This window comes from Pseudomonas sp. SWI36, assembly GCF_002948105.1.
GTDB lineage: Bacteria > Pseudomonadota > Gammaproteobacteria > Pseudomonadales > Pseudomonadaceae > Aquipseudomonas > Aquipseudomonas alloputida.
The window spans coordinates 307,552-332,235 of sequence record NZ_CP026675.1; the positions used below are offsets into that span (position 1 = coordinate 307,552).

14 protein-coding genes are annotated in these 24,684 nt (G+C 64.7%); 10 read left to right on the forward strand and 4 right to left on the reverse strand.

Going from position 1 to position 24,684, the window contains the following annotated elements; translation table 11 throughout:
• The first annotated feature begins 13 nt into the window (after positions 1-13).
• From treZ to C4Q27_RS01770, 7 genes are all read left to right on the forward strand, one after another.
• Positions 14-1,756, forward strand: a complete 1,743-nt coding sequence (treZ, locus tag C4Q27_RS01740; RefSeq protein ID WP_064491944.1) for a malto-oligosyltrehalose trehalohydrolase — start codon at positions 14-16, stop codon at positions 1,754-1,756.
• The gene (gene malQ / locus C4Q27_RS01745) at positions 1,753-3,822 is read left to right on the forward strand and encodes a 4-alpha-glucanotransferase (protein ID WP_064491945.1); all 2,070 of its coding nucleotides are present in this window, start codon (positions 1,753-1,755) and stop codon (positions 3,820-3,822) included. Before treZ ends, malQ begins: the two co-directional genes overlap by 4 nt.
• Positions 3,819-6,593, forward strand: coding sequence for a malto-oligosyltrehalose synthase (locus tag C4Q27_RS01750; RefSeq protein WP_104886360.1), 2,775 nt, complete (start codon positions 3,819-3,821; stop codon positions 6,591-6,593). Before malQ ends, C4Q27_RS01750 begins: the two co-directional genes overlap by 4 nt.
• A 14-nt stretch (positions 6,594-6,607) precedes the next feature.
• Positions 6,608-6,874, forward strand: a complete 267-nt coding sequence (locus C4Q27_RS01755) for a DUF2934 domain-containing protein (protein WP_064491947.1) — start codon at positions 6,608-6,610, stop codon at positions 6,872-6,874.
• A 136-nt stretch (positions 6,875-7,010) separates the two neighbouring features.
• A complete protein-coding gene (glgX, locus tag C4Q27_RS01760; RefSeq protein ID WP_010954850.1) occupies positions 7,011-9,164 on the forward strand; it encodes a glycogen debranching protein GlgX in 2,154 nt (717 codons plus the stop codon).
• A 121-nt stretch (positions 9,165-9,285) separates the two neighbouring features.
• The gene (locus C4Q27_RS01765) at positions 9,286-10,080 is read left to right on the forward strand and encodes an endonuclease/exonuclease/phosphatase family protein (protein WP_003251297.1); all 795 of its coding nucleotides are present in this window, start codon (positions 9,286-9,288) and stop codon (positions 10,078-10,080) included.
• Positions 10,081-10,396: 316 nt separating this feature from the next.
• Positions 10,397-11,473 carry an autotransporter outer membrane beta-barrel domain-containing protein gene (locus tag C4Q27_RS01770; protein ID WP_104886361.1) on the forward strand — a complete coding sequence of 359 codons (1,077 nt, stop codon included), beginning with the start codon at positions 10,397-10,399 and terminating at the stop codon, positions 11,471-11,473.
• Positions 11,474-11,670: 197 nt separating this feature from the next.
• Here the strand turns inward: C4Q27_RS01770 and glgB are convergent, their stop codons facing one another.
• The 3 genes from glgB to C4Q27_RS01790 form a co-directional block, all read right to left on the reverse strand.
• Positions 11,671-13,881, reverse strand: coding sequence for a 1,4-alpha-glucan branching protein GlgB (gene glgB, locus C4Q27_RS01780; RefSeq protein WP_104886362.1), 2,211 nt, complete (start codon positions 13,879-13,881; stop codon positions 11,671-11,673).
• Positions 13,878-17,198, reverse strand: coding sequence for a maltose alpha-D-glucosyltransferase (treS, locus tag C4Q27_RS01785; RefSeq protein WP_104886363.1), 3,321 nt, complete (start codon positions 17,196-17,198; stop codon positions 13,878-13,880). Before treS ends, glgB begins: the two co-directional genes overlap by 4 nt.
• Positions 17,199-17,352: 154 nt before the next feature.
• Positions 17,353-19,371, reverse strand: a complete 2,019-nt coding sequence (locus tag C4Q27_RS01790) for an alpha-1,4-glucan--maltose-1-phosphate maltosyltransferase (RefSeq protein ID WP_104886364.1) — start codon at positions 19,369-19,371, stop codon at positions 17,353-17,355.
• A gap of 139 nt (positions 19,372-19,510) precedes the next feature.
• Here C4Q27_RS01790 and C4Q27_RS29375 point away from each other — a divergent pair, with 139 nt between their 5' ends.
• Positions 19,511-19,672: a hypothetical protein gene (locus C4Q27_RS29375; protein ID WP_003251307.1), complete on the forward strand. Its 162-nt coding sequence runs from the start codon at positions 19,511-19,513 to the stop codon at positions 19,670-19,672.
• 217 nt (positions 19,673-19,889) lie between these two features.
• Here C4Q27_RS29375 and C4Q27_RS01795 read toward each other — a convergent pair whose 3' ends face one another.
• Positions 19,890-21,572: an AMP-binding protein gene (locus C4Q27_RS01795; protein ID WP_104886365.1), complete on the reverse strand. Its 1,683-nt coding sequence runs from the start codon at positions 21,570-21,572 to the stop codon at positions 19,890-19,892.
• A gap of 320 nt (positions 21,573-21,892) precedes the next feature.
• On the opposite strand from C4Q27_RS01795, the gene C4Q27_RS01800 reads away from it, so the two are divergent.
• Both C4Q27_RS01800 and C4Q27_RS01805 read left to right on the forward strand, forming a co-directional pair.
• Positions 21,893-23,056 (forward strand): isovaleryl-CoA dehydrogenase, encoded by a 1,164-nt coding sequence (locus tag C4Q27_RS01800; protein WP_003251317.1) that lies wholly within the window; start codon positions 21,893-21,895, stop codon positions 23,054-23,056.
• A gap of 19 nt (positions 23,057-23,075) precedes the next feature.
• Complete coding sequence (locus tag C4Q27_RS01805; RefSeq protein ID WP_104886366.1) at positions 23,076-24,683, forward strand: carboxyl transferase domain-containing protein; 1,608 nt, start codon at positions 23,076-23,078, stop codon at positions 24,681-24,683.
• Position 24,684 lies beyond the last annotated feature (1 nt).

The following is a 24,684-nucleotide window of genomic DNA, read 5'->3' on the forward strand; positions in this document are numbered from 1 at the left end:
CGGGGGTCGGAAGATGCACAGACATGGCGCACACTTGCTGGACGCCACGTCGGCGCGCTTCGCCCTCTGGGCGCCGGATGCGCGCAGCGTGAGCGTGGAACTGGAGCGGCAGCCGGCCATCGAACTGCTGCCGGATGATGAGGGTTGGTACAGCGGCGTGGCGCCATGCCAGGCCGGTGACCGTTACCACTACCGTATCGACGGGGAGCTGCAGGTGGCCGACCCGGCCTCGCGCTACCAGCCCGACGGCGTACACGGGCCCAGCCAGGTAGTGGATGTGGCCGGTTACGCCTGGCAACACCCGTGGCAAGGCCGGCCTTGGCATGAGGCCGTGATCCAGGAGGTGCATGTCGGCCTGCTCGGGGGTTACGCCGGGGTTGCCCGGGAACTGCCGCGCCTGGCCGAACTGGGCATCAGCGCGATCGAGCTGATGCCGCTGGGGCAGTTCCCCGGCGAACGCAACTGGGGCTACGACGGCGTACTGCCATACGCCCCACAGAATACCTACGGCAGCCCCGAGCAGCTGTGCGCACTGGTCGACCAGGCCCACGGCCACGGGCTGATGGTGCTGGTCGATGTGGTGTACAACCACTTCGGCCCCGACGGCAATTACCTGCACCAGTACGCCAGCCCTTTCTTCCGTGAAGACCGGCAGACACCTTGGGGCGCGGCCATCGACTTTCGCCGCCCGCAGGTGCGCGAGTACTTTATCCAGAACGCCCTGATGTGGCTGTGCGACTACCGCTTCGACGGCCTGCGCCTGGATGCGGTGCATGCCATCGACCAGCCCGACTTCCTGATCGAGCTGGCCCAACGGGTGCGCGCCGCCGTAGAACCGGGCCGGCACGTGTGGCTGGTGCTGGAGAACGAGCACAACCAGGCGGGCCTGCTGGAACAGGGTTACGACGCCCAGTGGAACGATGACGGCCACAATGCCCTGCACGTGCTGCTGACCGGTGAAACCGAAGGGTACTATGCCGACTTCCAGCATCGCCCCATCGACCAACTGGCACGGTGCCTTGGCGAAGGTTTCGTGTTCCAGGGCCAGGCCAACCGGCATGGCAAACCACGCGGCGAACCCAGCGGGCATTTGCCGCCCAGCGCCTTCGTGTTGTTCCTGCAGAACCACGACCAGATCGGCAACCGCGCGCTGGGTGAGCGCCTGACCCGCCTATGCCCCGCGCCAGCCCTGCGTGCAGCCACCGGCCTGTTGCTGCTGGCCCCCATGATTCCGCTGCTGTTCATGGGCGACGAAGCCGGCAGTTGCCAGCCGTTCCTGTTTTTTACCGACTTCCATGACGCGCTGGCCGACGCGGTACGCGAAGGCCGTCGTGGCGAGTTCGCCCACTTCGCCGCGTTCGCCGACCCCGAGCAGCGTGAGCACATTCCCGACCCCAACGCCGAACAGACCTTCGCCTCTTCACGCCCGCAGAACAAGGCGGTGATCGCCGGCTGGCACGGCCTTTACCAGCAACTGCTCGACCTGCGCCGCCGCCACATCATCCCGCACTTGCCCGGTAGCCGTGCGCTGGGCGCCGAGGTGCACGCTGACAAAGCGCTGACCGCGCGCTGGCAGCTGGGCAACGGCAACACTCTGCGCATCGACCTGAACCTGGCCGACACCCCGCAGGCGGTCGAACTGCCCGCGCCATCCACACGGCTGTTTGACAGCAGCGACACCCGACACCCGGATACCCACCTGGCTGCCTACAGCTGTGTGGTCAGCCTGCTTCCCCCTGCCCAGGAGCACCCATGAGCGAAACCGCCCTGCACCGTCTGGCATCCAGCGTCGGGCTGAGCCGCGACTGGATCGACGCCAATGCCAGGCCCCAGCGTGTCAGCGACGACGTGCTGCGCAACATCCTCGAAGGCCTTGGCCACCCGGCCGGCGATGACGCGGCCGTTGCCGCCAGCCTGCGTGCGGTGGAAACCGCCGAAGACAGCGAACACCTGCCGCCCTTGCTGACCGCCGACGTAGGCCAGCCGCTAGCGCTGTCGCGCTACTTCAGTGCCGCCAGCGTGGCCCACTGCACCCTGGAAGATCACACCTCTGTCACCCTCAGCCTCGATGACCAGGCGCGCCTGCCCGGCGAGCTGCCCATCGGCTATCACCAGGTGGAAATCGACAGCCGCCGCTTCACCGTGGCGGTGGCGCCAACACGCTGCCACAGCCTGGAAGACAAGGTGCAACAGCCGCCACCACGCTGCTGGGGCCTGGCAGTGCAGCTGTACAGCCTGCGCCGCCCCGGCGATGGGGGCTTCGGCGACTGCCTGGCGCTGGAGCAGTTGGCGCGCTCGGCCGCCGAGCGCGGCGCCGATGCCTTGGCTATCAGCCCGATTCACGCCCTGTCGGCCATCGACCAGGAACACTACAGCCCCTACTCACCTTCCAGTCGCCTGCTGCTCAACACCCTGTACACCAGCCCTGCGGCCCTGCTGGGTGAACGGGAGGTGCGCATGGCCATCGAAGCCTGCGGGCTGGAGCAACAACTCGAAGAGCTGGAGCAGCGCCCTCTGGTCGACTGGCCACGCGCCGCCAGCGCCCGGCTGCGTTTGCTTGAAGCGCTTTACCAAGGCTTCAGCCACGGCGACCACCCGCTACGCACAGATTTTGACAGCTTCCGCGAAGCTGGCGGCCAGACCCTGGAGCACCACTGCCGCTTCGAGGTGCTGCAGGCCCAGGCAGTGGAGCGCGGCCTCGGGGCCGACTGGCGCAACTGGCCCAAAGCCTGGCACGACCCCTACCACCCGGAAGTGGAGGCTTTAGCCAATGCCTACCCGGCCAAGGTCGAGTTCCACGCCTTCTGCCAGTGGTTGACCGAACGTGGCCTGCAACGCGCCCAGGAAGCGGCCCGCAGCAACGGCATGGCCGTGGGCCTGATCGCCGACCTGGCGGTGGGTGCCGACGGTGCCGGCAGCCAGGCCTGGAGCCGCCAGGACGAACTGCTGGCCGGTCTGAGCGTGGGTGCGCCGCCCGACATCCTCAACCACGTCGGGCAGGATTGGGGCATTTGCGCCTTCTCGCCCGAGGGCCTCAAGCGCAATGGCTATCGCGCCTTCATCGAGATGCTGCGGGCCAACCTCGCCCACGCTGGCGGCCTGCGCATCGACCATGTGATGGGCCTGCGCCGGCTATGGCTGATCCCGCAGGGGGCCAAACCCAGCGAAGGCGCCTACCTCGACTACCCGCTAGACGACCTGTTGCGCCTGCTGGCGCTGGAGTCGGTGCGTCACCAGGCGATCATCCTCGGCGAAGACCTGGGCACCGTGCCCGACAGCCTGCGCGAAAAGCTGGCCGAGAAAGCGGTGCTGGGCATGCGCGTGCTGCCGTTCGAGCAGACCCAGCCGGGCCAGTTCAAGCCCATTCTCGACTGGCCGGACAATGCCCTGGCCACCACCGGCACCCACGACCTGGCGCCACTGGCCGGCTGGCTGGCAAACCGCGACATCGACTGGAGACACCGCTTGCAACTGATTGATGCTGCTGCCGAATTGCACTGGCGACACGAGCGTCAGAAAGAACGCGAAGGCCTGCGCCGCATCCTGGAGGCCAACTACGGCGAACTGAAGGACAACGACGCGCTGATCGATGCGGCCATCCGCTTCGTTGGCCATACCCGTGCGCCGCTGGTGCTGGTACCGCTGGAAGACCTGCTGGGCTGCGACGAGCAACCCAACCTGCCGGGCACCACCAATGGCCATCCCAACTGGCGGCGGCGCTTTGCCCGTCCGGTACGCGAACTGCTCGACGACGAAGATGCCGCACGGCGCCTGGAGCTGCTGGCCCAGGCCCGCGAGCAGGCGTGGGAGCGTGACCGATGAAGCCACTGACCGCGACCCTACGCCTGCAATTCCACAGCGACTTCACCCTCGACCACGCTGTGCCGCTGGTGCCGTATTTCGCCCAGCTGGGCATCAGCCACCTGTATGCCTCGCCCATCCTCAAGGCCCGCGCTGGCTCGCGCCATGGCTACGACGTGGTCGATCCTACCTGCGTCAACCCGGAGCTGGGCGGCGAGGCCGCGCTGGAGCGCCTGGTTGCCGCCCTGCGCCAGCATGGCATGGGGCTGATCCTCGACACGGTGTCCAACCACATGGCCGTGGGCGGTGCCGACAACCCCTGGTGGCAAAGCCTGCTGGCCTGGGGACGGCGCAGCCCGTATGCAGAGTTCTTCGACATCCAGTGGCACTCCAGCGACCCACTGCTGGCCGGGCAACTGCTGTTGCCGTTCCTCGGCAGCGACTACGGCGTGGCGCTCAGGAATGGCGAGATACCACTGCAGTTCGACAAACAGCAGGGGCTGCTGCAGGTGGCCCATTACGCGCATCGTTTCCCGATCTGCCCGGTCGATTACGGCTGGATTCTCGCGCTCAGCCCGGAACCTGCACTCAAGGTGCTGGCCGAGCGCTTCACGGCATTGGGCGACTCGGCCACCCCGCTGGCCGATAGCCTGCCGCTCCAAGCCGAACTGGCCCGCCTGGTGCGCGAAGGTGCCGACCTCGAATCGGCCCTGGTGGCCTTCGACAGCCGCAGCGAGGCCGGTTTCAAACGCCTGCACCTGCTGCTGGAACGCCAGACCTACCGCCTGGCCAGCTGGCGTACCGCTGCCGACGACATCAACTGGCGGCGCTTCTTCGACATCAACGAATTGGGCGGCCTGCGCGTGGAGCGCGCCGTGGTGTTCGAAGCCACCCATGCCAAGCTGTTCGAACTGATCGAACGCGGCCTGGTGGACGGCCTGCGCATCGACCATATCGACGGCCTTGCCGACCCGCGTGGCTACTGCCGCAAACTGCGCCGGCGGGTTGATAACCTGCTGGCGCGGCGGCCGCTGAATGCAGGGCTGGAGCACTTCCCCCTGTACGTGGAAAAGATCCTGGGTGCCGACGAGCACCTGCACCGCGACTGGCTTACCGACGGCACCACCGGCTACGAGTTCATGAACCAGGTGTCGCTGCTGCAGCATGATCCGGCCGGCGAAGCGCCGCTGAGCGAACTGTGGAGCAACGTCAGCGAGCGCCCGGACTTCCCTGAAGAAGTGCGCCAGGCCCGTCACCTGGTGCTCAACGCCAGCCTGGCCGGTGACTGCGAGTCGGTGGCCCAGGCACTGTTGCAGGTGGCGCGCAACGACCTGATGACCCGTGACCTGACCCTGGGCGCGATTCGCCGGGCCTTGCAGGCGTTGGTGGCGCATTACCCGGTTTACCGAACCTACTTCAATGCCTGCGGGCGCCCGGCGCAGGACGAAACGTTCTTCCAGCAGGCCCTGACCAATGCCCGGCAAGACCTTGCCGAAGCTGACTGGCCGCTACTGGACCAACTTGAACGGTGGCTGGGCGGGCAAGCCTGGCGGCATCTGCCACCGGGGCGCGCCCGCAAGCAACTGCGCCACGCCTGCGTGCGCTTCCAGCAACTGACTGCGCCCAGCGCCGCCAAAGCCGTGGAAGACACCGCCTTCTACCGCAGCGCGCGGCTGCTGTCGCGTAACGACGTGGGTTTCGAGGCAGAGCGCTTCAGCGCACCCCCCATGCATTTCCACAACGAGGCCCAGCGGCGCCTGCGCGATTTCCCCGACAACCTGCTGACCACCGCCACCCACGACCACAAGCGCGGCGAAGACACGCGTGCACGCCTGGCCGTACTCAGCGAGCGCGGCACGTGGCTGGCCAGCCGGGTGGAGCACTGGCGTGAGCTGGCAGCCCCCCTGCGCGCGCAGTTGGACGACGGGCTGGCACCCAGCCCCGGCGACGAGTTGATGCTGCTACAGACCCTGCTCGGCAGTTGGCCCTTGGACCTCGACCTGAACGACGACAATGCCCTGCGTCAATACGCCGAGCGTGTTCGCCAGTGGCAGCAGAAGGCCCTGCGCGAGGCCAAGCTGCGCAGTAGCTGGAGCGCGCCGAACGAGGCCTACGAAGGCGCCTGCGCTCATTACCTCGACGGCCTGCTGCTGGACAGCGAGAACCAGCAACTGCGCAAGTCGCTGGCCGACGCGGCGCAGCTGCTGGCCTGCCCCGGCGCTCTCAATGGCCTGGTCCAGGCCTTGTTGCGCATGACCACACCCGGTGTGCCCGACCTGTACCAGGGTAACGAATACTGGGACTTCAGCCTGGTCGACCCGGACAACCGCCGCGCCGTGGACTACGCTTCGAGGCGTCGCACGCTGGACGACGCCACACCGGCCGCCGAGCTGCTGGCGCACTGGCGCGACGGCCGTGTCAAACAGGCCTTGATTGCCCGGGTGCTGGACTGCCGCCAGGCCCATGCCGAGCTGTTCCGCCGCGGTGCCTACCTGCCACTGACCGTACAGGGCCGGCACGCTGACAAGGTCATTGCCTTTGCTCGCCTGGGGGAAGGCGAGCACGCCATCGTCGTCGCCCCGCGCCTGGCCAGCAGCCTGCTCGGAGGTGCCGCAACACCGTTGATCCCGGCGCAGAACTGGGACGACACCCGGCTGGTATTGCCGTTTGCCTTGTCACCTGCCAACTCGACGGGACTTTTCGCCTGTGCGGCGGTCAGCTCTTCAAAGGAGTTGCCGTTGAGCGCCGTGCTGGCGGAATTTCCGGTCAACGTGTTGATACAACAATCTTGAGCATCAGGAGCGTCATGATGAGTGTCGATGAAAAGCGTATTCGCGAATTTGCCTACCAGATCTGGGAATCCGAAGGTAAGCCCGTAGGGGAAGAAGAACGCCACTGGGAAATGGCCCGCAAGCTGGCCGAGGCCGAAGCGCTGGCGCCCAAGGCAGCCCCGCGCAAGAAAGCAGCGGCCAAGCCGAAGGCACCTGCCGAACCCAAGGCGGCTGCCCTGCCGGGGGTTAAACCCGCTGTGGTGAAAAAGCCCCGGGCGGTGAAAAAGCCTACTGCCAGTTAAACCTGTCCTGGCCTCTTCGCGGGTAAACCCGCTCCTACAGGCACCTGTGATGAACCTGTAGGCGCGGGTTTACCCGCGAAGAGGCCCATGCAGGACAGCCCGATTCCCCTTCCATCACGGCCACTCGAGGATCGTCATGAGCCCCCGCACCCCAAAGAAAACCCGCTCGGTCGCACCATCGCGCATTCGCGAAGGCATGCCCTTCCCCCTCGGCGCCACCTGGGATGGCCTTGGGGTCAACTTCGCTCTCTTCTCGGCCAACGCCACCAAGGTCGAGCTGTGCCTGTTCGACTCCACCGGCGAGCAGGAACTCGAGCGCATAGAGCTGCCCGAATACACCGATGAGATCTACCATGGCTACCTCCCCGACGCTCACCCCGGCCTGGTCTATGGCTACCGGGTGTATGGCCCCTACGAGCCGGAAAACGGCCACCGCTTCAACCCCAACAAACTGCTGATCGACCCGTATGCCAAGCAACTGGTCGGCAGCCTGAAATGGTCCGAGGCACTGTTCGGCTACACCATCGGCCACCCCGATGGTGACCTTTCGTTCGACGAGCGCGACAGCGCGCCTTTCGTGCCCAAATGCAAGGTCATCGACCCGGCGTTCACCTGGGGCCGCGACCAGCGCGTGCAGATCCCATGGGAGCGCACGATCATCTATGAAGCGCATGCCCGCGGCATCAGCATGCGCCACCCGGCTGTGCCTGAAGAACTGCGCGGCACCTTCGCCGGCCTGGCCAACGACGAGTTGCTCAAACACATCAAGGACCTTGGCGTGTCGAGCATCGAGCTGCTGCCGATTCACGCCTTCGTCAACGACCAGCACCTGCTGGACAAGGGCCTGAACAACTACTGGGGCTACAACAGCATCGCCTTTTTCGCCCCGCACCCGCGCTACCTGGCCAGCGGCAAGATCGCCGAGTTCAAGGAGATGGTCGCGCACCTGCACGACGCGGGGCTTGAGGTGATCCTGGACGTGGTCTACAACCACACCGCCGAAGGCAACGAGCGCGGCCCGACCCTGTCGATGCGCGGCATCGACAACGCCTCGTACTACCGCCTGATGCCGGACGACAAGCGCTACTACATCAACGACTCCGGCACCGGCAACACCCTGGACCTGAGCCACCCCTGCGTGCTGCAGTTGGTCACCGACTCGCTTCGCTACTGGGCCGGCGAAATGCACGTGGACGGCTTTCGCTTCGACCTGGCGACCATCCTTGGCCGTTACCACGATGGCTACAGCGAGCGTCATGGCTTCCTGGTCGCCTGCCGCCAGGACCCGATGCTGAGCCAGGTCAAGCTGATTGCCGAACCGTGGGATTGCGGCCCCGGCGGCTACCAGGTGGGCAACTTCGCCCCGGGCTGGGCGGAATGGAACGACCGCTTCCGCGATACCGCACGCGCCTTCTGGAAAGGCGACGAAGGCCAGCTGGCCGATTTTGCCGCGCGCTTGACCGCCTCGGGCGACATGTTCAACAACCGCGGGCGCAGGCCCTATTCCTCGGTCAACTTCATCACCGCCCACGACGGTTTCACCCTGCGCGACCTGGTGTCCTACAACCACAAGCACAACGAAGACAACGACGAAAACAACCAGGACGGCACCGACAACAACCTGTCGTGGAACTGCGGCGTCGAAGGGCCGACCGACGACCCGGCGATCAATGCCCTGCGCATGCGCCAGATGCGCAACTACTTCGCCACCTTGCTGCTGGCCCAGGGCACGCCAATGATCGTTGCCGGCGACGAGTTCAGCCGCACCCAGCACGGCAACAACAACGCTTACTGCCAGGACAGCGAGATCGGCTGGGTGAACTGGGACCTGGACGAGGAAGGCCAAGAGCTGCTGGCCTTCGTCAAGCGCCTGACGCGCCTGCGCCTGGCCTACCCGGTGCTGCGCCGCTCGCGCTTTCTGGTGGGTGACTACAATGAGGCAATTGGGGTCAAGGACGTGACCTGGCTGGCACCCGATGGCAGCGAGATGAGCGTTGAGCAATGGGAAGACCCGCACGGGCGCTGCCTGGGCATGCTGATAGATGGCCGCGCGCAGGTCAGCGGTATCGCCCGGCCAGGTGCCGAGGCCACCGTGTTGCTGATCGTCAATGCCCACCATGACATCGTGCCATTCAAGCTACCGGCCGTGCCCGAAGGCGATTACTGGAGCTGCCTGGTCGATACCGACCGGCCGGAGTTGCGCAAGGGGCAGCACCTGCAGTTCGATAGTACGTTCGAGGTGAAGGGTCGGTCGATGCTGCTGATGGTGTTGCAGTACGACGAGGAGTGAACGGTGATAGCCCGGGCAGGTCCTACGTTGTGATCGCCACGCCAAACCCGGTGGGAACGGTGTACCGGCCCCCACAGGGTTTGGCGGCGACAGTGAGGCAGGGTTAACTTCAGGAGGAATCGTGAGCCTCGAAGCCGGCAGTAATGGTTTCGCCAGCGTCAGCCAGGCCCCGGCCGTGAAACGCCTGCGGGTACTGACGGTGAATACCCACAAGGGCTTCACCGCCTTCAACCGGCGCTTTATCTTGCCGGAGCTGCGCGAGGCGGTGCGCAGTACACAGGCCGACATTGTCTTCCTTCAGGAAGTGCTCGGCAGCCACGATCGCCACGCCGCGCGCTACCCCGGCTGGCCACAGACCTCGCAGTACGAATTCCTCGCCGACAGCATGTGGAGCGACTTTGCCTATGGCCGCAACGCGGTCTACCCTGACGGCCACCACGGCAATGCGTTGCTGTCCAAATACCCGATCATCGAGCACCGCAACCTGGACGTGTCGATCACCGGCCCCGAACGCCGCGGCCTGTTGCACTGTGTGCTGGAGGTGCCGGGGCAAGGCCAGGTGCATGCGGTCTGCGTGCACCTGTCGTTGCTGGAAAGCCACCGGCAAAAGCAGCTGCAGTTGCTGCGTAAACTGCTGGACGCCCTGCCTGCCAACGCCCCGGTGATCATCGCCGGCGACTTCAACGACTGGAAAAGCCACGGCAACCGCACCCTTGGCCTGCAACGCGACTTGCACGAAGCCTTCGAACGCCACCACGGCCACCTCGCGCGCACCTATCCTGCCCGCCTGCCGCTGCTACGCCTGGACCGAATATACCTGCGTAACGCCGAAAGCCATGGGCCGCGGATTCTGGGGCACAAACCTTGGTCGCACCTGTCAGATCACCTGCCGCTGGCCGTTGAAGTGCGACTTTAGCAATCATTCTTCATAGCCACGGCACGGCAAATAGCGATCCCCGCTATACCCTGCTGTTTTTACCGATAAAACAACAGGTTGAGCGTTACGACGCCCCCTGAACACTTCCTTCACGCTTTCTTGACGCAAGCGGCGACCTCTCCTTAGCTGAACAGTACCAAGCTGTAAAAAACTTGCGCCGGGCCTCTAGCTCGCGCCTTCGTGCGCGCTTGCGATAACTGGCGTGCTGGTTTGGGTCGCCCACTGTTTTTGCCGTACAGCTCGTGACAACAGGCCAGGTTCTCGGGCTGCACCACAAAAACAAAGGAGATCCGCCATGAAAAGCACCTCGAACCCCTCGCGCTTCGACAGCATTTTCTACGCGGTTTCCACGTCGCTGCTTCTGGCAACCCCAGTGGAAACGATCGCGTACGAACTGCAGGGTGACCCCACTTCCCCCGGCTATCTGCAGCAACCCGTGGCGGCGCAACTGTCGCTCGACCCGCTCAGTGCCAGTGGGTTGAGTCTCGGCACCCTCAATGCGTTTTCGCAGCAGATGAGCGAACGCCACCAGCAGCCGGCACCGGACCTGATGGCCAGTCAGTGGGCGCAGTTCTTCCCCACCAGTGCGCGCGGCCGCGCGCTGCCCCCAGCACAGCTGGAGGCGCCCAGCCAGCAACTGATGATCGGCCCGGACCTGTTCGTGCGTGAAACTGCAGCGGGCGATGTGCACCGCGCAGGGATTTTCGTGGGGCACAACAACCTGCAAAGCAGCTTCAAAGGCGCGCGCCCTCTGCTGGGCGACAAGCAGCGCAAAGCGGTGAACTTGAGCGGTGAAAGCCTGGGGGTGTACTGGAGCATGACCCATGAACAGGGTTGGCATCTGGATGCCGTGGCCATGGGCTCGCGGATCGACGTGATGGGCCGTGGCGAAAACGGCCAGCGCCTGGACGACAGTGGCCACGCAATGACCTTCTCGGTAGAGGGCGGTTACCCGATCCGCCTGAGTGGCAACTGGGTCATCGAGCCCCAGGCACAGTTGATCAACCAGCAGTTCTTCCCTGGCAACCAGGTGCAGGAGGAGACCCTGCAAGCCTTCGACAGCCAGCCGAGCTGGAGCGGCCGGGTCGGTGCCAAGTTGTCCGGGCGCTACGAAGTGCGCGGCATGCCCATCGAACCCTATGTGCGGACCAACGTGTGGTATGACTTCAGCAATGCCGATGAGGTGAAGCTGGACCAGGTCGACAAGATCTCCAGCTCGCGCTATTCGACCACGGTGGAGTTGGGCTTGGGGCTGGTGGCGCGGGTGACGCCTTCGGTGGCGTTGTTCGTCAGCGCCGATTACAGCAGTGATGTGGATGACAATGACCTGAACGGGCTGATTGGCAGCCTTGGGGTGCGGATGCGGTGGTAGGCAGGGCCGGCCTCTTCGCGGGTAAACCCGCTCCTACACGGGCCACCGCCGGGTGCGGTAGCTGCGTAGGAGCGGGTTTACCCGCGAAAGGGCCGGGCCTGCCGGCCAATTTCCAAAGGCCATTCACGGTTGCCGCCGCTACCGGATTCGCGGGTAAACCCGCTCCTACAGGCGAAAAGGCCAGTGCGGCCAACCGATCAGGCGGGCTTCATGATCAACACCCCCAGCGGCGGCAGGTTCAGGGCCAGCGATAATGGCTGCCCGTGGCTGGCCACTTCGTCACTGGCCACCGCCCCGAGATTGCCGACATTCGACCCGGCATACAGCTCGGCATCACTGTTCAGCAGCTCCTGCCAACGCTCGCCGAACGGCACGCCAATGCGGTAGCCCTCTCGGGGTACCGGGGTGAAGTTGGCCACCACCAGCACCGGCTCGCCGCTGGTGCTCCAGCGCAGCCAGGCGTACACGCTGTTCTGCGCGTCGTCACCGATCAACCACTGGAAACCCTGCGGCTGGCAATCCTGCTCGTGCAACGCCGGCTCTTCGCGGTACAAGCGGTTGAGGTCGCCCACCAGGCGCTGCACACCCTGGTGCTCGGGATACTGCAGCAGGTACCAGTCCAGTTCGGCGTCGTGGTTCCACTCACGCCACTGGCCGAACTCGCAGCCCATGAACAGCAGCTTCTTGCCCGGGTGTGCCCACATGAAGGTGAGGTAGGCGCGCAGGTTGGCGAACTTCTGCCAGCGGTCGCCGGGCATCTTGTCGATCAGCGAGTGCTTGCCGTGTACCACTTCATCATGGGAAATGGGCAGGATGAAGTGCTCGGAATAGGCATAGATCAGCCCGAAGCTCATCTCGTTGTGGTGGTAGGTGCGGTGCACCGGGTCGTTCTGGATGTAGTGCAGGGTGTCGTGCATCCAGCCCATGTTCCACTTGTAGGCAAAACCCAGGCCGCCCTGTTGGGTAGGTTGGCTGACCCCGGGCCAGGCGGTGGACTCCTCGGCGATGATCAGCGCACCCGGGGCCTCGTGGGCAGCCACGCCGTTGAGGTGGCGGATGAAGTCGATGGCTTCCAGGTTCTCACGCCCGCCGTGGCGGTTGGGTACCCATTCGCCGGCCTTGCGCGAGTAGTCGCGGTACAGCATCGAGGCCACCGCATCGACGCGCAGGCCGTCGATGTGGAAGTGCTTCAACCAGTGCAGCGCCGAGGCCATCATGAAGCCGCGTACCTCGTTGCGGCCGAGGTTGTAGATCAGCGTGTTCCAGTCCTGGTGGTAGCCTTCCAGTGGGTTGTCGTATTCGTACAGGGCCGTGCCGTCGAAACGCGCCAGGCCATGTTCGTCAGTGGGGAAATGCGCAGGCACCCAGTCCAGCAGCACACCGATGCCCCCTTGGTGGCAGGCGTCGATGAACGCGGCGAAATCTTCGGCACTGCCGTAGCGCGAGGTGGGCGCGAACATCGACAGTGGTTGATAGCCCCAGGAGCCGCCGAACGGGTGCTCCATGATCGGCAGCAGTTCGATGTGGGTAAAGCCCAGTTCCTGCACATAGGGCACCAGCCGCTCGGCCAGTTCCCGCCAATTGTAGAAACGCCCGATTTCCCCCGTTTCGTCCAGCTCGCAGCGCCATGACCCTGGGTGCAGCTCGTAGATCGACAACGGCGCGTTGTAGGCATGGCGCTGGGCACGTTGTGCCATCCAGTCATGGTCCTGCCAGGCGTGACTGAGTTCACCGGCTACCTTGGATGCCGTGCTCGGCGGCAGCTCGGTGGCACGGGCCAGCGGGTCGGCCTTCAGCGGCAGTATGCCGTCCTTGCCGAGTACTTCGAACTTGTAGGTTTCGCCCACGCCCAGACGCGGAATGAACAGCTCCCACACCCCCGCGCCGTGCCGCAGGCGCATGGGGTGGCGGCGACCATCCCAGTTGTTGAAATCACCCACCACCGACACCCGCCGGGCATTCGGCGCCCAGACCGAGAAACACACGCCGTCGATGCCATCGACCTGAGTTGGCTGGGCACCGAAGCGCCCGGACAAATCGCGGTGATTGCCTTCCGCGAACAAGTGAAGGTCCATGTCTCCCAATTGCGGGCCGAAGCTGTAGGGGTCTTCGGTAACCTGCTCGCCGCCGGCCCAGACGATGTGAAGCTGATAGGGCTGTGCCTTATCGAGGTGCGCGCTGAACAAACCGGGCAGGCTGCCCTGCTCCATTTCGGCAAGCACCCGCCCGTCATCCCGGGCCTGAATGCGCACTTTCAGGGCATTGGGCAGAAAGGCGCGGACCACCTGCCCGCCTGCGCCGTCGCCGTGGGGGCCGAGTACCGCAAAAGGATCGGCGTGTTCGGCGCGGGCCAGGGCGTCGAGGTCCCGTTGCCGAAGGCCACCGTTTTCACGCGTTGTAACGTTCATTCTGACTCTCCCCAGGTACTGATCAGTCCATGCAGACCATGCAAAGGCACGGCCAGCCAGCTCGGACGGTTTTCGGCTTCGTATGTGATCTCGTAGGCGGCTTTTTCCAGGCAGAACAGCTCCAGCGCCGCGCGCTCGCCCTCGGCGTGCTGCCACGCGTGGGGCATGGCGGCAGTGGCCAGGCCATAGGCTTCGACAAAGGCATGCCGGGACTGGTGCAGGTACTGCCGGGCAACCCGCTGCCGGGCTTGCCGCGCCGGCTCGGAAAGGTCCACCGCAGACGCGCTGCGCAAGATCATCGCAGCAGCATAGTCGAAGGATCGCAGCACGCCGCTGACATCCTTGTAGGGGCTGTGTTTTGCCCGGCGCTCTTCAAGGGGCCGGGCGGGTTCGCCTTCAAAATCGATGAGGTAGGCATCCCCCTGCACCACCAGCACCTGGCCCAGATGCAGGTCGCCGTGCACACGCATCAGCAGGCCACCCTGAGCCTGCTCGGCGAGGTTGTCGATGTGCTGTGCCAGGCCGTCACGCTGTTGCTGCAGGTCGTCGACCAAGGCCTGGCTGTCGCCGTCCAGCGTGTCGCGATGCTGGGCCAACAGGTCGAGGGCGTGGGTCAGTTCGGCGCTGATCTGTGCACGCCAGCGCTCGCTGTCCTGCGCATCGCTGGGGCGCGGCTGGAAGGCCGGGTCTTCGGTGGGTGCGGCCAGCAGAAGGTGCATCTCGCCCAGGCGCTGGCCAAGCAAGGCCGCAAAGCCGCTGAGTTCGGCCAATGCGTCAGTGTGCGCTTCGGTGTCGTTGCGGGTGGGCTCCATCTGGTCGCGGATGGCCCTTTCCAGCGTGTTCTGGGTCCAACCCCAGGCATCGCCCTGGTTACTCAGGTAACCTTGGGCAATCATCAGCAGGTGCGGCGCATGTTGTTCGTCCACCCGGCTGACCCAGGCCAGCAGCGGCGAGATGTTGGCAAAGCCGGCGGCTGTCAGGTAGGCACTCATTTCCAGCTCTGGATGAATACCCGGGTTGACCCGGCGGATCAGCTTGAGCACCACGCGGTCGCCGATGACCACCGAACTGTTGGACTGCTCGGCGCTGAGGTAGCGCACTTCGCTCTCCTCGTCGAGCGCCAGGCCGGCCAGCTGCTCTGTGCATTCGAAGCGCAATTCACCCTCAGCGTCGCCACACGGCAGACGCAGGCCATCCTGGCAGGCTTGTATCACGGCGTGAATGAACGGCTCGAGGACGAAGGCGTCTGTGATCAAGCCAACCTGGTGGGCACGGCGCACCCGCGACAACGCCAGCTGCTGCGGCAGCGCGGTATGGATCTGTTCCTCACGCAGCAGGCCGAACGGCAGCTGGTAGCGGGTGGCCGTGCCGTCGCTGAGTACCTCGATTTCGCTGAGCAACACCGGTGTGGTGGCGGTGCCGAAACGCACGCCGTAGCACAGGCGCACGGCATCGATCGGCCCTTCCTTGCCGGCGAACCAGCGGCGCTTGGGCAGGTACTGCGGCAGGATGGTGCTTTGCAGCGTATCGCTTGCGGGGGCTTGCAGCAGTTCTTCCATGCGCTTGCGCAGTACCAATGTAGTCAATTCGGGTAACCCCTCGGTGGGCTGGATGTGCCAGCTGGGCATGCGATCGCGGCTGGCCAGCAGGAACCAGTAGAACGCATAAGGTGGCAAGGTCAGCAGAAACGGCAGTTGGCCGATTGGCGGGAACGCGCTGCCGCCAAGCATCTCCACCGGTACTTTGTCGGCGTATTGTGACAATTCGAGTTCGGCAGCCTGGGCGGCGCGGGACACGTTGGCCACGCAGAGGATGACCTCGGTATTGCCGTCGGCATCGGTGTACTCGCGGATATAGGCAAGGATGCGCCGGTTGCTGGGCGTGAGGGTGCGCAGGCTGCCGCGACCAAAGGCCTTCTGCTGCTTGCGCACCGCCAGCATGCGCCGGGTCCAGTTCAGCAGCGAATGCGGGTCGTGGCTTTGCGCCTCGACGTTGACGGTCTGGTAACCGTAGAGCGGGTCCATGATCGGCGGCAGCACCAGGCGCTGCGGGTCGGCGCGGGAAAAACCGCCGTTGCGGTCTGGCGACCACTGCATGGGTGTGCGAACGCCATCGCGGTCACCCAGATAGATATTGTCGCCCATACCCAGTTCGTCGCCGTAATACAGGGTTGGCGTGCCGGGCATCGACAACAGCAGGCTGGTCAGCAGCTCTATGCGCCGACGGTCACGCTGCAGCAGGGGCGCCAGGCGCCGGCGAATGCCCAGGTTGATGCGCGCGCGGCGGTCTTCGGCGTAGTAGTTCCACAGGTAGTCGCGCTCGCGGTCGGTGACCATTTCCAGGGTCAGTTCATCATGGTTGCGCAAAAAGATCGCCCACTGGCAGTTGGCCGGGATTTCCGGGGTCTGGCGCAGGATGTCGGTGATCGGGAAGCGGTCTTCCATGGCCAAGGCCATGTACATGCGCGGCATCAACGGAAAGTGGAAGGCCATATGGCATTCGTCGCCGTCGCCTTCGCCGAAGTACGGGCGCGTGTCTTCCGGCCACTGGTTGGCTTCGGCCAGCAGCATGCGATCGGGGTAGTTGGCGTCGATCTCGGCGCGGATCGCCTTGAGCACGTCGTGGGTTTCGGCGAGGTTTTCGTTGTTGGTGCCGTCGCGCTCGATCAGGTAAGGGATCGCGTCCAGGCGCAGGCCATCTACACCCAGGTCGAGCCAGAAGCGCATGACGCCGATCACCGCCTTGAGCACCTGCGGGTTGTCGAAATTGAGGTCCGGCTGGTGGGAATAGAACCGGTGCCAGAAGTACTGGCCGGCGACCGGGTCCCAGGTCCAGTTGGACTTTTCGGTGTCGAGGAAGATGATGCGCGTACCGTCATACTTCTGGTCATCGTCCGACCACACGTAGAACTCGCGCGCCTTGCTGCCGCGCTTGGCGTGGCGGGCGCGCTGGAACCACGGGTGCTGGTCGCTGGTGTGGTTGATGACCAGCTCGGTGATCACCCGCAGGCCGCGCTTGTGGGCCTCGGCGATGAAACGGCGGGCGTCGGCCATGCTGCCGTAGTCGGGGTGCACGGCCTTGTATTCGGCGATGTCGTAGCCGTCGTCACGGCGTGGCGAGGGATAGAACGGCAGCAGCCACAGGGTGTTGACGCCCAGCTCAGCGATATAATCGAGCTTGCTGATCAGCCCGGCGAAGTCGCCGATGCCGTCATTGTTCGAGTCGAAGAACGACTTGATGTGCAGCTGGTAGATGACGGCGTCCTTGTACCACAGCGGGTCGTCGATGAAGGCTGCCGGGCGGGAACGCTTGGCCATGTGCGACTCCTTTCAATTGCATGTTTGCCCCTTCTTGCACCATCGCTGTGGGAGCGGGCGGGCCCGCGAATCAGCCACCGCGGTGCTTGGCACCGGCTCTGCCGGTGTTCGCGGGCATGCCCGCTCCCACAGGGGAAAAGGCTACAGACCGGTTTTACCCGGCTTTTTCGATGCGCCAGATGCCGAACGGCAGGTGCCAGGGCTCTATGCGCATCCATTGGGTCTTGCCGTACCACGACCAGCGGTGGCCGTTCATCAGGTCTTCACCCTGGGTTTCGGCGTTGTCGTCCAGCCCCAACTCCCACAGCGGCAACTCGAAGTGCGCCTCCTGGGCGTTGTGTGGGTCGAGGCTGACGGCCACCAGGATGTAGTTGTCCCGCTCGGGCGTACGCTTGGCGAAGTACAGGATGTTGTCGTTCCAGCAATTGAAGAAGGCCACGCCCAGGTGGGTTTGCAAGGCGCGGTTCTGCCGGCGGATGCGGTTGAGCTGGGCGATCTCGGCGATGATGTTGCCGGGCTGGGTGAAATCGCGTGGGCGGATTTCGTACTTCTCCGAATCCAGGTACTCCTCCTTTCCCGGCAACGGCGTGCCCTCGCACAGCTCGAAGCCCGAGTACATGCCCCACAAGCCTGAGCCCATGGTCGCCAGCGCCGCACGGATAAGAAAACCTGCGCGGCCTGAGGTGTGCAGGAAAAACGGGTTGATATCCGGGGTATTGACGAAGAAGTTGGGCCGGTAGCACTGGCTCCACGGCGGCTGATTGAGCTGCTCGAAATATTCGCGCAGCTCCTGCTTGTGGTTGCGCCAGGTGAAATAGGTATAGCTCTGTGCGTAGCCGACCTTGCCCAGGCGCGCCATCATCGCCGGCTTGGTAAAGGCTTCGGCGAGGAAGATGACGTCGGGGTGCTGGCTGCGCACATTGGCGATCAGCCATTGCCAGAACGGCAACGGCTTGGTGTGCGGGTTGTCGACGCGGAAAGTCTTCACGCCCTCCTCGACCCAGCCGACCACCACGTCGCGCAGGGCCAGCCACAGCGAAGGCACGGCCTCTGGGGCGTAGAAATCGACGTTGACGATGTCCTGGTACTTTTTCGGCGGGTTTTCGGCGTAGCGGATGGTGCCGTCCGGGCGCCAGCTGAACCAGCCCGGGTGCTCCTTGAGCCAGGGGTGGTCCTGGGAACACTGGATGGCGAAATCGAGGGCGATTTCCAGGCCGTGTTCCGCCGCCGCCGCCACCAGTCGACGGAAGTCATCGCGGCTGCCCAGTTGCGGGTGAATCGCCTCGTGGCCGCCCTCCGGGCTGCCAATGGCATACGGGCTACCCGGGTCGCCCGGCTCGGCCTTGAGGGCGTTGTTGCGGCCCTTGCGATGCTGCATGCCGATGGGGTGGATGGGCGGGAAGTACAGGACGTCGAAGCCCATGTCGCGGATCATCGGCAGCCGTTCGTGCACGTCGTTGAAGGTGCCGTGACGCTGCGGGTCGTCGGTAATCGAGCGCGGGAACAGCTCGTACCAGCTGGCGAACAATGCGGCCGGGCGGTCGACATCAAGGGGGAAATCAGGGCTGCGGGTCAGGTAGCTGCGGTGTTCGGCTTCGCCCATCAGGCGGGCGGTGGTCGGGTCGAGAAGCACGGCCACCTGATCATCGGTACTGAGCGTGGCCAGGCGGCTCTGCACGGCCTCGAGCTCCTCGCGCAGGGCGCCGCTGCACAGCTCGATGCCTTTGCCCAGCATCAAGCGGCCTTCTTCCAGTTCCAGTTTTACCTCGACGCCGGCGTGGTACTTCTTCTCCAGATCGTGGCAATAGGTGGCAAACGGGTCGATCCAGGCCTCGATACTGAACCGGTGCGGGCCCAGCTCGGTGGGGGTGAATTCGGCCTGCCACAGGTCGTTGCCCGCCGACTGCATCGGTACGCAATGCCAGCGCCGGCTGTGGGCCTGGCGCCAGTTGAGCATCACCGCCAGGCGGTCGTGGCCGTCGCTGTAGGCCTTGGTGCTGACGGCCACAGGCTGGCCGCTGACGGCCTTGGCGGCGAAGCTGCCGGCGTCGAGCACGGGTTGGGTGTCTTCGATCACGATGCGTGGCGCCAACAGCGCCTGGGCCAGGCTAATGGCCTGGTCCGGGTGATCGTTCGCCATGGGCACGCTTTCAAAGGGCTCGTTTCGTGACATCGACCTTGCTCCCTCAGGCTGGTGGCGGTAAGGGTTCAGAGCCGGGCACAGGCGGGGGGTTCAAAATAATTGAGCGAACGGCAGCTGCCAGCGGTCAGAGCCTACAGCACCTCTTCACCCACCCACGCGAGGTCAGGCCATGAACATTCCCATTCCACCGGAGACACCCGATCCCAATATCGACGACCCGAGCTTGCCGCCACCCGTACCGGAAGAAGACCCGGACGAGCTGCCGATCAAGCCGACCGTGCCGCCGACAGTGGGCGACCCGCCGAGCCAGGAGCCACCGGTGAAGGCTTAAGGGTAGACCACGGCACCGGCATGAACAGCTGATCTCCGCTGCTTCATTGAAAGGTTGAGGATGACCGGGTGCTTGGCAAGGTGAAGATCTTGCATTGATCGGGCCGGCCTCTTCGCGGGTAAACCCGCTCCTACCAGGGACCGTGCCGGCCTTGAATGCGGCGCTGCCCCTGTGTAGGAGCGGGTTTACCCGCGAAGAGGCCGGCCGCGCCCGCACATCAACCCGCAGATGCAGCCGCAATCTCCGCCACACTGATCTCGCGCATGCGGAACTTCTGCACCTTGCCGGTCACGGTCATCGGGTACTCGTCGACAAAACGGATATACCGCGGCACCTTGAAGTGGGCAATGCGTGCCTTGCACCAGCCCTGCAGCTCCTCGACCGTGGCGCTGTGCCCCGGGTGCAGCTTGATCCAGGCGACGATCTCTTCGCCATAGCGGCTGCACGGAATGCCAATCACCTGCGCATCGGCCACCGCCGGGTGGGTGTAGAAAAACTCTTCCAGCTCACGCGGGTAAATGTTCTCGCCGCCGCGAATGATCATGTCCTTGTTGCGCCCGACGATGCGCACATAGCCCTGCTCGTCCATCACCGCCAGGTCACCCGAATGCATCCAGCCGGCCGGGTCGATGGCATCCGCCGTGGCCTGGGGGTTGTCCCAGTAGCCAAGCATCACGCTGTAGCCGCGGGTGCACAGTTCGCCAATCTCGCCGCGGGCGACGATGCAGCCGTCAGCGTCCACCAGTTTGTTTTCCAGCTGCGGCTGGGTGCGGCCGACGGTGGTCACGCGCAACTCCAGATCGTCGTCCGGCCCGGTCTGCAGCGACACGGGGCTGGTTTCGGTCATGCCGTAGGCGATCTGCACTTCTGCCATGTGCATCTGGTCGATGACCCGGCGCATCACCTCGATCGGGCAGGTAGCGCCGGCCATGATGCCGCTGCGCAGGGTCGACAGGTCCATGTGGGCACGGGACGGGTGGTCGAGCATGGCGATGAACATGGTCGGTACGCCATAGAGGATGGTGGCGCGCTCCTCGGCCACGGCGCGCAAGGTAAGTTCGGCGTCGAAAGCATCGTTGGGGTAGATCATGGTGCTGCCGTGGGTGACGCAGCCGAGGTTGGCCATGACCATGCCGAAGCAATGGTACAGCGGCACCGGGATCACCATACGGTCGCGGGCCGTCAGGCCAAGGCTTTCACCCACCATGAAACCGTTGTTGAGGATGTTGTAGTGACTGAGCGTGGCACCTTTGGGCGCACCGGTGGTGCCGGAGGTGTACTGGATGTTTACCGGCTGGTCGAACTGCAGGCTTTGCTGACGGGCTGTGCAGGCCTCAACAGACGTCTGCCCTGCCCGCTCGGCCAATGCGTGCCAGGGCAGGAAGCCGGCAGGCGGGTTGGCGGCCAGGCTGATGACGCCACGCAACTCGGGCAGGCATTCACTGGCCAGCTCACCAGGCGCGGCACTGGCCAGTTCAGGCACCAGCTCCTGCACCATGGCATGGTAATCAGACGTCTTGAAGGCTTCAGCGCAGACCAGCCAGCGGCAGCCGGACTGGCGCAACACGTATTCCAGTTCGCCCACACGGTAGGCCGGGTTGATGTTGACCAGGATGGCGCCGACCTTGGCACTGGCCAGCTGCAAGATGCACCACTGGGCGCAGTTGGGCGACCAGATGCCAACACGGTCGCCGGTGTTCACGCCCAGTGCGATCAGGGCGCGGGCGTGTATTTCGACCTGTTCGGCCAACTGCCGCCAGCTGTAACGCAGGCCCTGGTGGCGGGACACCAGGGCCTCGCTGTCGGAACAGCGGGCCACGGTGGCATCGAAGGCCTGGCCGATGGTCTGGGTCAGCAAGGGTCGGTCCTGGCGACCGCGGGTATAGCTCGGTTGACTCATGGGTGTCCCTTCTTGTGGTTGTTTTGGGCACGGCTGAAGCAAGCGGGAATACTCTGGCGCAGATTTACGTTTACGTAAAGGTGACGAGTGGATTGACAGTGACCTCATGCAGGTTTACGTTAACGTAAAGGTGATGAACGACACCCACTTGAGGCGCCACGCCGCCCTCTGTGGGAGCGGGCTTGCCCGCGAATGCGATCGATCAGGTAATGACGGTGACCCTGCTGACGTATTCGCGGGCATGCCCGCTCCCACAGGAGGCGGGGCTGGATCCAAAGCTATGGTGTAACCCAATTTCAAGAACAAGAAGGTGCCCCAGCATGCATTACCCCTCCCTGAACTTCGCCCTGGGCGAGACCATCGACATGCTCCGCGACCAGGTCCGCACCTTCGTCGCCGCTGAACTGGCCCCAAGGGCCGCGCAGATCGACCACGACAACCTGTTCCCCGCCGACATGTGGCGCAAGTTCGGTGACATGGGCCTGCTGGGCATCACCGTACCGGAAGAGTACGGCGGCGCTGGCCTGGGCTACCTGGCCCATGTGGTGTCAATGGAAGAGATCAGCCGTGGCTCCGCCTCGGTGGCGCTGTCCTACGGCGCCCATTCCAACCTGTGCGTCAACCAGATCAACCGCAACGGCACCCACGAGCAGAAGCTCAAGTACCTGCCCAAGCTGATCAGCGGCGAGCACATCGGCGCCTTGGCCATGAGCGAGCCCAATGCCGGCTCCGACGTGGTGTCGATGAAGCTGCGCGCAGAAAAACGCGGCGATCACTACGTACTCAACGGCAGCAAGACCTGGATCACCAACGGTCCCGACGCCAACACCTACGTGATTTACGCCAAGACCGACCTGGACAAGGGTGCGCACGGCATCACCGCGTTCATCGTCGAGCGTGACTGGAAAGGCTTCAGCCGCAGCAACAAGTTCGACAAGCTGGGCATGCGCGGGTCCAACACCTGCGAGCTGTTCTTCGATGGCGTGGAAGTGCCGGCAGAGAACATTCTGGGCCAGCTCAACGGCGGCGTGCGCGTCCTCATGAGCGGCCTGGACTACGAACGCGTGGTGCTGTCCGGCGGCCCGACCGGCATCATGCAAAGCTGCATGGACCTGGTGGTGCCGTATATCCACGACCGCAAGCAATTCGGCCAGAGCATCGGCGAGTTCCAGCTGATCCAGGGCAAGATTGCCGACATGTACACCCAGCTGAACGCCAGCCGCGCCTACCTGTATGCCGTGGCTCAGGCGTGCGACCGTGGCGAAACCACCCGCAAGGACGCTGCCGGCGTGATCCTGTACACCGCCGAGCGTGCCACGCAAATGGCCCTGGAGGCGATCCAGATTCTTGGCGGCAACGGCTATATCAACGAATTCCCGGCTGGCCGCCTGTTGCGCGACGCCAAGCTGTACGAAATCGGTGCCGGCACCAGTGAAATCCGCCGGATGCTGATCGGCCGCGAACTGTTCAACGAAACCCGCTGAACATAAGGGACGGGCGCACATGGCTACCTTGCACACCCAGATCAACCCGCGTTCGGCAGAATTTGCCGTCAACAGCGCGGCCATGCTCGAACAGGTCCAGGCCCTGCGCGGCTTGCTCGCCCAGGTTGCCCAGGGCGGCGGGCCCAAGGCCCAGGAACGGCATACCTCGCGTGGCAAACTGCTGCCGCGCGAGCGTATCGACCGCCTGCTGGACCCGGGCTCGCCGTTCCTCGAAATCGGCCAGTTGGCCGCCCATGAGGTGTACGGCGAAGACGTGCCAGCGGCGGGCGTGATCGCCGGCATCGGCCGCGTGGAAGGCGTGGAATGCATGATCGTGGCCAACGACGCCACGGTAAAAGGCGGTTCGTACTACCCGCTGACGGTGAAGAAGCACCTGCGTGCACAAACCATCGCCCTGCAGAACCGCCTGCCGTGCATCTATCTGGTGGACTCCGGCGGCGCCAACTTGCCACGCCAGGACGAAGTGTTCCCCGACCGCGAGCATTTCGGGCGCATCTTTTTCAACCAGGCCAACATGAGCGCGCAAGGCATCCCGCAGATCGCCGTGGTGATGGGCTCGTGCACCGCTGGCGGCGCCTACGTGCCGGCCATGGCCGACGAAGCGATCATGGTGCGCCAGCAGGCGACCATCTTCCTCGCCGGCCCGCCGCTGGTGAAAGCCGCCACCGGCGAAGTGGTGAGCGCCGAAGACCTCGGCGGCGCCGATGTGCATTGCCGCACCAGCGGCGTCGCCGACCATTATGCCGACAACGACGAACACGCCCTGGCCATCGCGCGACGCAGTGTAGCCAACCTCAACTGGCACAAGCTCGGCAAGCTGCAGCGATTGGCCCCAGTGGCGCCGCTGTATGCCGCCGACGAGCTGTACGGCGTGGTACCGGCGGATGCCAAGCAACCGTTCGACGTGCGCGAAGTGATCGCCCGCATGGTCGATGGCTCGGTGTTCGATGAATTCAAGGCGCTGTTCGGCACCACCCTGGTGTGCGGCTTCGCCCACCTGCACGGCTACCCGGTGGCGATCCTGGCCAACAACGGCATCCTGTTCGCCGAAGCCGCGCAAAAAGGCGCGCACTTCATCGAACTGGCCTGCCAGCGCGGCATCCCTTTGCTGTTCCTGCAGAACATCACCGGTTTCATGGTCGGCAAGAAATACGAAGAAGGCGGCATCGCCAAGCACGGCGCCAAACTGGTCACCGCCGTGGCCTGCGCCCAGGTGCCGAAGTTCACAGTGATCATCGGCGGCAGCTTTGGCGCCGGCAACTACGGCATGTGCGGCCGCGCCTACGACCCGCGCTTCCTGTGGATGTGGCCCAACGCGCGGATTGGCGTGATGGGCGCCGAACAGGCCGCCGGGGTGCTGGCCCAGGTCAAGCGCGAGCAGAGCGAACGCAGCGGCCAGCCATTCAACGCCGAGGATGAGGCCAGGCTCAAGCAGCCGATCCTCGACCAGTACGAACGTCAGGGCCACCCCTATTATTCCAGTGCCCGCCTGTGGGACGACGGCGTCATCGACCCGGCGCAGACCCGAGACGTCCTCGGCCTGGCGTTGTCTGCCGCGCTGAACGCGCCGATCGAACCGAGCCGCTTCGGCATTTTCCGGATGTGAC

What these genes read in the sequence shown, in the direction of transcription:
- treZ (WP_064491944.1), top strand. Translation starts at nt 14, where the DNA reads ATGCACAGACATGGCGCACACTTGCTGGACGCCACGTCGGCGCGCTTC.
- malQ (WP_064491945.1), top strand. Translation starts at nt 1,753, where the DNA reads ATGAGCGAAACCGCCCTGCACCGTCTGGCATCCAGCGTCGGGCTGAGC.
- C4Q27_RS01750 (WP_104886360.1), top strand. Translation starts at nt 3,819, where the DNA reads ATGAAGCCACTGACCGCGACCCTACGCCTGCAATTCCACAGCGACTTC.
- C4Q27_RS01755 (WP_064491947.1), top strand. Translation starts at nt 6,608, where the DNA reads ATGATGAGTGTCGATGAAAAGCGTATTCGCGAATTTGCCTACCAGATC.
- glgX (WP_010954850.1), top strand. Translation starts at nt 7,011, where the DNA reads ATGAGCCCCCGCACCCCAAAGAAAACCCGCTCGGTCGCACCATCGCGC.
- C4Q27_RS01770 (WP_104886361.1), top strand. Translation starts at nt 10,397, where the DNA reads ATGAAAAGCACCTCGAACCCCTCGCGCTTCGACAGCATTTTCTACGCG.
- glgB (WP_104886362.1), bottom strand. Translation starts at nt 13,881, where the DNA reads ATGAACGTTACAACGCGTGAAAACGGTGGCCTTCGGCAACGGGACCTC.
- treS (WP_104886363.1), bottom strand. Translation starts at nt 17,198, where the DNA reads ATGGCCAAGCGTTCCCGCCCGGCAGCCTTCATCGACGACCCGCTGTGG.
- C4Q27_RS01790 (WP_104886364.1), bottom strand. Translation starts at nt 19,371, where the DNA reads ATGTCACGAAACGAGCCCTTTGAAAGCGTGCCCATGGCGAACGATCAC.
- C4Q27_RS29375 (WP_003251307.1), top strand. Translation starts at nt 19,511, where the DNA reads ATGAACATTCCCATTCCACCGGAGACACCCGATCCCAATATCGACGAC.
- C4Q27_RS01795 (WP_104886365.1), bottom strand. Translation starts at nt 21,572, where the DNA reads ATGAGTCAACCGAGCTATACCCGCGGTCGCCAGGACCGACCCTTGCTG.
- C4Q27_RS01800 (WP_003251317.1), top strand. Translation starts at nt 21,893, where the DNA reads ATGCATTACCCCTCCCTGAACTTCGCCCTGGGCGAGACCATCGACATG.
- C4Q27_RS01805 (WP_104886366.1), top strand. Translation starts at nt 23,076, where the DNA reads ATGGCTACCTTGCACACCCAGATCAACCCGCGTTCGGCAGAATTTGCC.